Genomic DNA, 11,438 nt, shown 5'->3' on the forward strand with positions numbered 1-11,438 from the left:
GGAACAGTACCTACTAGTTTCCTGTTTACCTTTATACTAAACTAAAAACCTAATAAAGATGAAATTGAAACTGTTCTACGCATTTATTATTAGCGTGTTTGCAGTCGCTTGTACAAGCACGCAAACCGAATCTGATTCCTCTGAAGAGAAAAAAGAAGTCGTTGAGGTTCCAAAAGGAGAAGTAACTTATTCTGCTGACACAACCTCTCTAAAGGGATACTTTGCAGTTGGAGAGGGCGACCAAAAAAGACCTGGAGTGCTAGTAATCCACGAATGGTGGGGTCACAATGAGCATTCCAGAGAACGAGCTGATATGCTTGCTGAACTAGGATATGTTGCATTTGCTTTGGATATGTATGGCGATGGTAAGAATACAAATCACCCAGATAATGCAGGTAAATTTATGATGGCTGTTGTTAGCGACATGGATATCGCAAAAGCGCGTTTTGAAAGCGCTTTGGAACAGCTAAAAATGCACCCGAACGTGGATTCAGAACAAATTGCGGTTGTCGGGTATTGCTTTGGCGGTACCATGGCCCTCAGCATGGCTAACGCTGGGTATGATTTGGATGCAGTAGCTGCATTCCATGCAGGATTAGGGCTTCCAATTATGCCTGATTCTGCAGGAGTAGTCAAGGCAAAAATATTAGTTGCGAATGGTGCCGCTGATCCAATGATAAGTGAACAGCAGGTTGAAGATTTTAAAGCTGTAATGGATGCTTCGGCTGTTGATTATAAATATGTAGCATATGAAGGTGTTGTTCATGCTTTTACCAATAAAAGTGCGGATGAAATAGCTAGCCAACATGAGATGTTAAATGGAGCGCTGGCATATGATGCAGCAGCGGATAGTGCAAGTTGGGAAGAAATGAAAATTCTCCTAAATGAGGCATTTAAGTAGCCATATTGTATGAAAATGAAGAGGGTGTCTTTTGACACCCTTTTTTTATTTCCATACGTGGATATTTCCTTTCACATCGACCATGATTTTTTGGTAATCAACAGGAACTACCACCTTGAATTCTTTATCAATTACACCCAGTTTTCTGGTTTTCTTGCTTTTGATCAACGCGTATTTTCCGACAAAGTCACTTACCCAATATCTTTTAACTGGACCAATAGTGCCGATATGTGTTCCTTTTGAGTTGAAATGATCACTTAGCTCATGAAAGCTCCTGCTAAGATCCGTCATTGCGGCGGGGACTACTTCTCTTCCGCTTTTGTCTATGAATCCGAATTTGCCATCTTTTTCTACTAAGGCCCAATTCGAATTTTCCCTATCAAAATAGCTGATCCGGTCATAGATTGGGGGGATCACTTGCTGGCCACTTTTATCAATGAAACCATACATTCCGGATTTTCTCACTAATGCAAGATGTGAAGCTCCTTTGCTTCCAAAATCATACATGCGTTCATAAATGGGTGGAATAACTTCTTTTCCAGCTCGGTCGATCACACCATAAAGACCATTTTTTTCGACACGGGCCCAATGACTTGCAATTGTTCCGAAAGATGAAACAGATGAATATTTAGGCGTAACAACTTCTTTTCCACCACGGTCGATGAACCCGGTCAATCCATTTTTTTCTACTTTGGCCCAAGAAGTGCCGATTGATCCGTAGCTGCCAATTCGAGAATATACGGCAGGTACAACCTCTTTACCACTTCTGTCAATGAAACCATAGAGTCCTTCTTTTTGAACCTTGGCCCATGATACACCAGTGGAACCAAATGAGCCAATGGAGCTATATACGGGCTTGACTATTTCGGTACCAGCCCGATCGATGAAACCATATAATCCACCTTTGGTGACCATTGCCCAATTAACTCCTTTGTCTCCAAATGAATAAATGCGTTCGTATTCTGTTTTTACAACTACTTCTCCTGCCCGATTTACGAATCCCAAAAGGCCATCTTTCTGAATTTTAGCCCAGTTGGGTCCGGAAGATCCAAATGAATAGATCTTATCATATTGTACAGGAAGGACTTCTTTTCCTTCGCGATCAATCAGCCCATACCTGTTCTCTTTTCTTACAAGGGAAAGTCCTGAATGTCCTAAATCACCATAATTACCTATATAATCATAGGAGCTTTCTTCCTGAGCAGGGACAGGAAAGTAGAGAATAAGAATAATTGAAAGTGTAGGAATAAATTTCATTTAAGGATGTCTTTTGTAATATAGACAGCCTAAAATCAAGATGGCTTCCGTATTTCGATCAAGAATTAAGCACAGGTGGCTATGAATAAAGCAATTGAAAGAAATGCGACGGTAGCCTTAAATATATATCGGTACTTGTGCATATCAGTAGATTTAAAGTAATCCTACTATATATACGCTATTGGGGCATTTTGTATAAAAATATTCGATCAACTGCCGCACCCAACACACTCAATCTCTGAGTTCATGGGACGAGTTCCGTTTTGCTTCATCTTCAAATTATGGATCTTGTCTTTAATTTCCATGTCGTTAAACATGTCACCGGTTAGCTTTGATTCTAATTCTTTGATTTGTGATTGGAGTTCTTCTGCAGTCATGACGTATTTGTTACGGGTAATTAATCAAATAAATCTAAATGAAAATTTTCAATAATGGTTCCCAGGCCTTCGAAAATTAATCATGGAAACGGTATTGTGCAGGCAATTTTTACCTGTTGACGCTTTCCAGCTCTAACACATTGACATTATCAAAGCAGTTTGATGGGCTAATCTTAATTGATGAAATTGGAATAAAAAGTTAGGGAATGTAATTCCTAATCTTCTTCCTCATCCTTGATGACCTGCTCTTGCTTCACATCATCAATTGATTTAAATTCTTGATTGTAGGTATTGTGGAAAGCGATCATTGTTCCAATGATCGCCACCCACATTATTCGCTTAAATAGTTTCCAAAATTTACTCAATGGCTACCTTATCAAGGTTAAGAAATTCAATTTCACCACCATCAGATAAAGTGACTCCAATCACTGAATCCTTCGCAATATTTCCGCTAAGGATTTCTTTTGAGAGTTCATTGAGAATCTTCCTTTGAAGTACACGCTTCAATGGTCTGGCGCCAAATTGCGGATCGAAACCAATCTTACCCAGATGAGCTAACACTTTTTCATCCGCTTCAATTTTAATTCCGTTTTCCTCCAATCTCTTCTGAATCAACCTAAACTGAATGCCAACGATCTTTTGAAGATCCTCCTTACTCAATGGACGGAACATAATTGTTTCATCCACACGGTTAAGGAACTCCGGCCGTACCGATTTCTTGAGCAATTCGAATACCTCATTCTTTGTCTCTTCAATCACCGGTTCTGGATTTAATTCATCCATCTTCTCAAACTTTTCCTGAATAAGACCTGACCCAATGTTGGTGGTCATGATAATGATCGTATTCTTGAAATTCGCCATACGTCCTTTATTGTCTGTCAGTCGGCCATCGTCCAACACCTGAAGTAAAATATTGAATACATCAGGGTGGGCTTTTTCAATTTCATCCAATAGAATGACGCTATATGGCTTTCTTCTTACTGCCTCAGTTAGCTGACCACCTTCATCATATCCTACATAGCCCGGAGGCGCTCCGATTAGTCGACTCACAGCATGACGCTCCTGATACTCAGACATATCAATACGCACCATCGAGTTTTCATCATTGAATAAGTATTCAGCCAGGGCTTTTGCCAGCTCAGTTTTACCAACCCCGGTGGTTCCGAGGAATATGAACGAACCAATCGGACGCTTGGGATCATGCAATCCGGCACGACTTCTTCTTACTGCATCCGATACTGCTTGAATCGCCTCTGCCTGTCCTGCCACTCGCTTGCCTAGCTCTTCCTCCAAATGGATAAGTTTTTCACGATCACTTTGAAGCATTTTTGAAACAGGGATGCCGGTCCACTTTGCAACTATTTCAGCAATATCTTCAGCATCTACTTCCTCTTTTAGCAGGGATTTCTCGCCCTGCATTTCGTGAAGTTGCTTTTGAAAGTCTGCCAGTTTTTGCTCCGCATCTACAATTTTTCCGTATCGGATCTCTGCTACTTTGTCATACTCTCCGGCCCTTTCTGCTTTTTCTGCTTCCAGTTTATAGTTTTCAATATTTTCTTTCTGCTCGCGAAGACCCTGGATGACGGATTTTTCATTGTCCCACTTTGCTTTAAGCTCTTTCCGTTCTCCATCCAGGTTGGCGATCTCTTTATTGAGCTGCTTCTCTTTGTCTTTGTTCTTTTCTCTCCGAATAGCCTCACGCTCAATTTCCAGCTGCATGATCCTTCTATTCAACTCGTCCAGCTCTTCCGGAAGCGAATCAATCTCAATCCTAAGTTTGGATGCAGCCTCATCCATCAAGTCAATGGCTTTATCGGGTAAGAATCGATCCGAAATGTATCTGTTGGATAACTCAACAGCGGCGATAACTGCATCGTCTTTAACCCTTACTCCATGGTGTACTTCATATTTGTCTTTGATCCCTCGAAGTATTGAAATGGCATCTTGAACACCTGGTTCATCCACGATGATTGCCTGGAACCTACGCTCTAATGCTTTGTCTTTCTCAATGTATTTCTGATATTCCTGAAGTGTTGTAGCACCAATTGCATGTAATTCACCTCTGGCCAAAGCAGGTTTTAAAAGGTTAGCTGCATCCATCGCTCCTTCACCACCCCCTCCTGCACCAATCAGGGTGTGAATCTCATCAATGAAAAGAATGATCTCTCCATCACTATCAGTTACTTCTTTGATTACCGCTTTTAATCGTTCTTCAAACTCACCTTTGTATTTCGCTCCAGCTACAAGCAGACCCATATCTAGTGAAATGATGGTTTTGGACTTCAAATTCTCCGGGACATCCCCATCAATGATTCGCTGAGCCATGCCCTCTACAATTGCTGTCTTACCAACACCGGGCTCACCTAATAAAATTGGGTTGTTTTTAGTCCTTCGAGCAAGAATTTGCAATACCCTTCTTATTTCTTCGTCTCGTCCGATTACCGGATCTATCTTTCCCTTCTTCGCAAGCTCATTAAGGTTTTTAGAATATCGCTCCAGAGATCGATACTTAGATTCAGCATTTTGATCAGTTACTCGCTCTCCACCTCTCAATTCTTTGATTGCTGAGATTAACTGCTTTTCCTGAAAACCTGTGTTTTTGAGAATCTGTGACGGCTTATCAGAGCCAGCCAAAATCCCGAGAATAATATGCTCTACCGCAACGAATTCGTCTTCAAAATCTTTCAGATACTTCTCCGCTTTCTGTAATGCTTTCGCCGCATCATTTGAAAGATATGGTTGACCTCCAGAAACCTGAGGATAGCCATTAATTAAATCATCCAATGGCCCTTCGATCATTGGTTTGTTGGCACCCAGTTTTTTCAGAAGGAATGATATTAAGTTCTCATCTGATTGTAATATAGCCTTCAAGAGATGTCCGGTCTCAATAACTTGATGACCACCCCCTGAAGCAATTTCGGTCGCCTTTTGTAAGGCTTCCTGAGCTTTGATTGTATAATTATTAAAATTCATTAGTCGCTTGTTCTTGTACGATCTCAAGACGACAAATGCTATTCCAAAGGAATAATTGGACTATTTAAAGACAAGTTGTCAGATTTTTTTAAATCAAGATTGATAAAATGAGACATCTAGTCATGATGATGACTGATGCTTGTATAAATTTTATTTTGAATTTTTACACAAATGGGGATTTATCGCTTGCATATGAGTATTATACTTCTAATTTTATGGAGAATTTAAAACCTGACCAAATGAAAAAAGTATTATTACTAGTAGCTATGGTGGCATTCCTAGGAGCTTGCACATCATCATCATCTTCATCAGAATCTGAAGCAGAGGACGCAGTAGAAGAAGCAAGTGAAACTGCTGAAGAGGCGATGGATGAAATGGAAGATGCAGCAGATTCTGCAATGGATTCTTTAGATATGGCAGTGGATTCTCTCGCTACTGAAGCAGAGGAAGCTGCTGACGAAGTTGCTGATGAAGCAAATCAGTAGGGGTCTAGCAGATTTAAAAAGAATAAAGGAGCTTTGAGCTCCTTTTTTTTTTGCTATTTGAAATCTGACATTTTCCGATCTTGCTGGAATACCCAGACCATAACGATTATGCCAACAATGGTTAGCGGGATACTTAGAATTTGTCCCATATTTAATGCCATGTTTTCTTCAAATGCCTCCTGATTCATTTTGAAGAATTCATCTACAAATCGGAGAGACCAAAGAACAATCATGAATAAGGCAAAATTAAACCCTTGGGGTAGCTGGTCTCTTTTTTTGCTCCACAGCCAATAGAGAACGATCATTAATACGACACAGTAAAGTGCTTCATACAATTGGGCGGCATGTCGCACCTTACCAAGTGCTGAAATCTCTACAATCTCCTTACCGTCCTTTTGGTAATTCTTATAAATGAGAGGACCATCTCCAAAATCAACATGCTCCTTTATCTCAGTATATCTATTTAATGCACTCTTAAGCTGGTTTTCAATGAACATCTTGTCTGCCAGTTGGAATTCAAAATTGTTGCGGTATTCAATGAAGGCAGTAATTGGCACAAACCCAGCCTGCGAGCTTTGCATTTCTCCACCTTTTTCGAACCAAACATCGTCAACATCTTCTGAATAATTCAAAACATCATACGTTGCTCGGGCATAAACGATTCCCATATTCGAATTGGTAAGCGTTCCTTCCATCTCTGAATTGAAGAGATTTCCGGTTCTGATCATTGCACCTGTAAGTGCAGCAACAATTACCATTCTGTCTATCACCCAGAGAAATCGATAATTATACTTTTTACAGAACATCCAAATGGCTACTATGATACCCAAAGTGCCTCCATGACTAGCTAGTCCTCCTTCCCAGATCATTAAAATCTTGATTGGATTGGAGAGGTAGTATTCAGGATTATAGAATAGGCAGTGGCCGAGACGTGCTCCAACAATAGTGGCGACCACCATATAGCCTGTGATACGTTCTACATCCTTTTCTGGTCTGCCTTCCGTCTTGAATATTTTGAAAAACACCTGTTGAGACAAAAGAAATCCAAGGGCAAATAATACTCCATACCAGCGAGGTGCGTAATCTGTAAATGGAATTGTAAAAATGGCCGGATCTACCGTCCAGATTATATAATTGAGGATGTTCATATCTTCTTTTGTTTATGAAGACGCCAAAGATGACCTAATCTTATGAAAGCCTAAACTTTTCTCCAGAAAAATGGCGTAAACAATATGAGAACAGTAAATAACTCCAGCCTTCCAAGGAGCATCATAAAGGAGAGTATCCATTTCACTCCCATTGGTAGGTGTGCGAAGTTGTCTACGGGACCTACATCACCAATGCCTGGTCCGATGTTTCCAAGTGTAGTAGCAACTGCGCCTAATGCTGTATTGAAATCTATGCCAAATGAGGATACTGCAATGGCTCCAAAACACATGACCAGGATATAGATCATGATAAAGGCCAGGACATTGAATGTAATGTCTCTGCTTACTGATTTACCATTGAATCTAACCGGAATAATAGCGGATGGATGAAGAATTCTTTTAAGTTCTAATAAACTGTTCTTAATAAGTAAAATATGTCGAACCAATTTTACCCCTCCGGCAGTAGAGCCGGCGGATCCTCCAGCAAACATGAGCAGGAAGAACAACACAGTTAGGAAAGATGTCCAGGCTGTATAGTCATGAGTGACATAGCCGGTTGTGGTAACTAATGACACCACTTGGAACAGTGCGTCTCTTAATGATTTTTCCAGCGTATCATGTCCAAGATTGAATATGATTAACCCAACGATTAAGGATGTAAACAGGCAAAAGATAAAATAGAATCTAAACTCCTCGTTTTTGAGTACTTTTTTGAATTTTCCATGCAATCCAAAATAGGTCATGGTAAAGTTGGTTCCTGCAAGGAACATGAATGTGATGATTACATACTGGATGAATGGATCGCTATAATACGCGATACTGGCATTCTTGGTAGAAAACCCACCTGTTGCCATGGTGGTCAAGCTATGGTTGATCGCATCATAAAAATCCATTCCTCCGATCCACAATAAAATCAATTCTGTAACAGTCAACCCGCAGTATATGATCCAAAGACGCTTTGCTGTTTCTTTGATCCTTGGTTGCAGTTTATCAGGAGAAATTCCAGGTGCTTCTGCAACGAAAAGCTGCATTCCTCCAATACCTAAAAGAGGAAGGATAGCAACCGTTAAAACGATGATACCCATTCCACCTATCCACTGTGTTAGACTTCTCCAGAAAAGAATTCCTTTTTCAACAGATTCAATGTCAGTCAACACTGTGGCGCCTGTTGTTGAAAAACCAGATAAGGTTTCAAAAAAAGCATTGGTTAAATCAGGAATGGCCCCACTTAAAATGTATGGAAGGGATCCAAAAAATGACATGGAAAGCCAACCCATGGTCACAATGAGGTAGCCATCCTTCTTCCTCATTTCGTTGGTGCTCAGATTGCGTGTTAGGAGTAGCAAAAGCCCACCAAACCCGATCGTAATAAGTGCTGAAGCTATTAATGGAAAGTGGTCTCCTCCACCATAATAAAAACTAAAAGGAAGGCAAGTCAACATAAATCCTCCGTTTATTAACAGAAGAATACCGATGACTTTGAAAATTACCTTGTAGTTAAACTGCATTACTTGAAAAAGCTCTCCACTTTTCTAATACATTCTGGTTTGGATAATACCACCACCCGGTCTTTTGGATGGAATTCAAAATTTCCTCGAACGGCTATGCCCTTCCCATCCCGAATCACTCCTCCAACGATGGCAGTACGTGGAAAATCCAGGTCTTTCAATGGTTTCTCGACTATTCGAGATTTCTCACCTAATTCAAATTCTAAGATCTCTGCATCTACCCCGTGAATACCGGCAATATTTAGTACCTCACCTTTTCGAATGTATCTAAAGATAAAGCTTGCGGCAATTAGCTTTTTATTGATTAGCGTATCAATTCCAATGCTTTGTGAAAGATGGATGTAATCCACATTTTCAACCAAAGCGATTGTCTTTCTGACTCCTTGATTTTTGGCTACTAATGAAGCCATGATATTGGTTTCTGAGTTTTCAGTCAATGCAACAAATGCATCCATCCGATCAATGCTCTCTTCTTTTAAAAGATTAATGTCTCTTCCATCACCATTAATAATCATCGTATCTGGGAGCTCATCCACCAGATGCAGACATTTCTCTTTATCTGCCTCTATCAACTTGATGTTATATTTTTTGCTCAGCAGCTTAGCGGTGTTGATGCCCACTTTGCTCGCTCCCAAAATCATTATGTTTTTAATTTCAAAGCTTTCTTTGCCTGCAAGTGCAGTGACACGCTCTATCCCATCCGGCTGTGCAATGAAATAAGCATGATCTCCGGTTTGAAATTTGTTTTCACCGTATGGTATGATCGTTTTATTATTTCTGAGGATTGCAACGGTTGTAAAGTTGTGATCTGGATTTAAGTAAGCTGTTTCAGTAAGTGTTTTCCCAAACAATTGTGACCCTTCATCAACAGTAATACCTACTAGGGAAAGCATTCCTTTCTCAAACTCAAAAGTGTCAGTCAATGCAGATTGTTTCAGTAATCGCTTGATCTCCCGTGCAGCCAAAGATGCCGGAGAAATAACTTCATCAATGCCAACATTGCTTAAGTTAAGCTCATCTCTGGAATGAAGTAGTTCTGTATTTGAGATTCTGGCTATTGTCTTTTTAGCGCCTAGACTTTTTCCAAGAATACAGGTAGTGATGTTGGTTTCCTGGATTGAAGTAACTGCTATCAGCAAGTCTGCCTTACCAATATTTGCTTCTTTCAATACTCTTGGAGATGTGGAGCTTCCTCTGACAGTGTTCACATCTAAGTGCTGCGAGACATACTCCAGAACATTTGGATTTGAATCAATGATTACGATATCCTGTTCTTCGGCGGTTAAAAGCTTTGCAAGATGAAAACCCATCTCACCGGCTCCTGCTATTACAATTCTCATCCTATCTTAAATGATATTGGCGCAAAGATATGATATCTAAGTACCAGCATTCCAAATGATTACGATTTATATACTTCACTAAAGTACTTCTTAGTGGCTTCCATCACTTTCGGAGCTAGTACAACTGTGGATATCATGGTTGGTACAGCCATTAAGCCGTAAGCCACGAAAACCAAGTTAACCACATCATTTAAAGATGCGACCGAACCTACTAAAACCAGTGCGATGTACCAATAATAAAAGTATTTGCCATACTTGGCTCCTATGATAAATGATAGACATTTCTGACCATAGTAAGCCAAACCGAAAATGGTAGTAATGGCAAATACCATTACACAGATCATTAATACATAAGGACCGAACCCAGGTAACCCTATTTGGAAAGCTTTTACTGTCATCACAATGCCATCAGCCTCTCCGCTGTTCCAAACACCTGTAATCAGGATACATAAACCAGTCATTGTGCAAATGATAATGGTATCAATTGCTGGACCTAGCATCGCGACAAGTCCTTCTCGAACAGGCTCTTTTGTTTTGGCAGCACCATGCATCAGGGGTGCCATACCAATTCCTGCTTCATTTGAGAATGCCGCACGTTTCGCTCCTTCCACTATCACAGCACCAACTGCACCACCCAAGACTGCCTTGGCAGTAAAGGCATCTTCTACTATGAAAAGTAATGAAGGAATGATATCACCTGGATTCATTATCATAATTGTGAGCACACCAATAACAAAGAGGATGACCATGAATGGCACCAGCTTTGAAGCTACATTACCTATACGCTTAATGCCTCCAAGAATTACAGCTGCTACCAACCCAGCGATGACAATCCCAATTAACAGGTTTAGCATAAATGAGTCTTGAAATCCTGCGGGAATTAGCACCACATTTTTGAAAACGGCCACCATTTGATTTGTTTGAAACACAGGTGTTGCGCCAAAAAATCCAGCAACGCAAAAGAAAATAGCCAGAGGCATCCATTTTTTACTCAAAGCTTCTCGAATTACATACATGGGCCCACCCTGAAGTTCTCCGTTGCTATCGGTTCCACGAAATTGGACGGCAAGTGTACATGTAAAAAATTTAGTTGCCATTCCAATGAATGCACTAACCCACATCCAAAACATGGCACCTGGACCGCCAGCGGCTATTGCCAATGCAACCCCACTGATGTTTCCCATGCCTATTGTGGCTGCAAGCGCACCGGATAAGGCCTCAAAGTGACTAATTTCTCCGGGATCATTAGGGTCATCATATTTGCCTCTTAATACATTAATTGAATGGCGTAAATATCTGAAGGGGAGAAAACGCGAATAAACAAGCAAGAAAAATCCTCCACCAAGTAATAGTATGAGCAAAGGAGGCCCCCATATAAAGGAGACTGCATCTGAAAGAAAAGTGCTGATCGAATTCATAAAGCTGGTGAAGGTAATATGTAACTTTGAG

10 protein-coding genes are annotated in these 11,438 nt (G+C 40.5%); 2 read left to right on the forward strand and 8 right to left on the reverse strand.

Annotated features, from left to right (window positions below):
* Positions 1-58 precede the first annotated feature (58 nt).
* Positions 59-901: a dienelactone hydrolase family protein gene (locus ACOMC3_RS18460; protein WP_420317368.1), complete on the forward strand. Its 843-nt coding sequence runs from the start codon at positions 59-61 to the stop codon at positions 899-901.
* A 45-nt stretch (positions 902-946) separates the two neighbouring features.
* Here the strand turns inward: ACOMC3_RS18460 and ACOMC3_RS18465 are convergent, their stop codons facing one another.
* From ACOMC3_RS18465 to clpB, 4 genes are all read right to left on the reverse strand, one after another.
* The gene (locus ACOMC3_RS18465; protein WP_420317369.1) at positions 947-2,158 is read right to left on the reverse strand and encodes a WG repeat-containing protein; all 1,212 of its coding nucleotides are present in this window, start codon (positions 2,156-2,158) and stop codon (positions 947-949) included.
* Between the two features lie 209 nt (positions 2,159-2,367).
* Complete coding sequence (locus ACOMC3_RS18470; RefSeq protein ID WP_420317370.1) at positions 2,368-2,535, reverse strand: hypothetical protein; 168 nt, start codon at positions 2,533-2,535, stop codon at positions 2,368-2,370.
* A gap of 215 nt (positions 2,536-2,750) precedes the next feature.
* Positions 2,751-2,900 carry a hypothetical protein gene (locus tag ACOMC3_RS18475; protein WP_420317371.1) on the reverse strand — a complete coding sequence of 50 codons (150 nt, stop codon included), beginning with the start codon at positions 2,898-2,900 and terminating at the stop codon, positions 2,751-2,753.
* Positions 2,893-5,508 (reverse strand): ATP-dependent chaperone ClpB, encoded by a 2,616-nt coding sequence (gene clpB, locus ACOMC3_RS18480; RefSeq protein ID WP_420317372.1) that lies wholly within the window; start codon positions 5,506-5,508, stop codon positions 2,893-2,895. The genes ACOMC3_RS18475 and clpB overlap by 8 nt, the downstream gene beginning before the upstream one ends.
* Positions 5,509-5,747: 239 nt before the next feature.
* Here clpB and ACOMC3_RS18485 point away from each other — a divergent pair, with 239 nt between their 5' ends.
* Complete coding sequence (locus ACOMC3_RS18485) at positions 5,748-5,993, forward strand: hypothetical protein (protein WP_420317373.1); 246 nt, start codon at positions 5,748-5,750, stop codon at positions 5,991-5,993.
* Positions 5,994-6,046: 53 nt separating this feature from the next.
* Here the strand turns inward: ACOMC3_RS18485 and ACOMC3_RS18490 are convergent, their stop codons facing one another.
* The 4 genes from ACOMC3_RS18490 to ACOMC3_RS18505 are packed head-to-tail and all read right to left on the reverse strand — an operon-like array spanning position 6,047 to position 11,407.
* Positions 6,047-7,141: a prolipoprotein diacylglyceryl transferase gene (locus ACOMC3_RS18490; RefSeq protein ID WP_420317374.1), complete on the reverse strand. Its 1,095-nt coding sequence runs from the start codon at positions 7,139-7,141 to the stop codon at positions 6,047-6,049.
* A gap of 50 nt (positions 7,142-7,191) precedes the next feature.
* Positions 7,192-8,649 (reverse strand): TrkH family potassium uptake protein, encoded by a 1,458-nt coding sequence (locus ACOMC3_RS18495; RefSeq protein WP_420317375.1) that lies wholly within the window; start codon positions 8,647-8,649, stop codon positions 7,192-7,194.
* Positions 8,649-9,989, reverse strand: coding sequence for a Trk system potassium transporter TrkA (trkA, locus tag ACOMC3_RS18500; RefSeq protein WP_420317376.1), 1,341 nt, complete (start codon positions 9,987-9,989; stop codon positions 8,649-8,651). The genes ACOMC3_RS18495 and trkA overlap by 1 nt, the downstream gene beginning before the upstream one ends.
* Before the next feature lie 59 nt (positions 9,990-10,048).
* Positions 10,049-11,407, reverse strand: coding sequence for an alanine/glycine:cation symporter family protein (locus ACOMC3_RS18505; protein ID WP_420317377.1), 1,359 nt, complete (start codon positions 11,405-11,407; stop codon positions 10,049-10,051).
* Positions 11,408-11,438: the final 31 nt, after the last annotated feature.

It is taken from the genome of Ekhidna sp. (genome assembly GCF_965212185.1).
Lineage (GTDB): Bacteria > Bacteroidota > Bacteroidia > Cytophagales > Cyclobacteriaceae > Ekhidna.

What these genes read in the sequence shown, in the direction of transcription:
- ACOMC3_RS18460 (WP_420317368.1), top strand. Translation starts at nt 59, where the DNA reads ATGAAATTGAAACTGTTCTACGCATTTATTATTAGCGTGTTTGCAGTC.
- ACOMC3_RS18465 (WP_420317369.1), bottom strand. Translation starts at nt 2,158, where the DNA reads ATGAAATTTATTCCTACACTTTCAATTATTCTTATTCTCTACTTTCCT.
- ACOMC3_RS18470 (WP_420317370.1), bottom strand. Translation starts at nt 2,535, where the DNA reads ATGACTGCAGAAGAACTCCAATCACAAATCAAAGAATTAGAATCAAAG.
- clpB (WP_420317372.1), bottom strand. Translation starts at nt 5,508, where the DNA reads ATGAATTTTAATAATTATACAATCAAAGCTCAGGAAGCCTTACAAAAG.
- ACOMC3_RS18485 (WP_420317373.1), top strand. Translation starts at nt 5,748, where the DNA reads ATGAAAAAAGTATTATTACTAGTAGCTATGGTGGCATTCCTAGGAGCT.
- ACOMC3_RS18490 (WP_420317374.1), bottom strand. Translation starts at nt 7,141, where the DNA reads ATGAACATCCTCAATTATATAATCTGGACGGTAGATCCGGCCATTTTT.
- ACOMC3_RS18495 (WP_420317375.1), bottom strand. Translation starts at nt 8,649, where the DNA reads ATGCAGTTTAACTACAAGGTAATTTTCAAAGTCATCGGTATTCTTCTG.
- trkA (WP_420317376.1), bottom strand. Translation starts at nt 9,989, where the DNA reads ATGAGAATTGTAATAGCAGGAGCCGGTGAGATGGGTTTTCATCTTGCA.
- ACOMC3_RS18505 (WP_420317377.1), bottom strand. Translation starts at nt 11,407, where the DNA reads ATGAATTCGATCAGCACTTTTCTTTCAGATGCAGTCTCCTTTATATGG.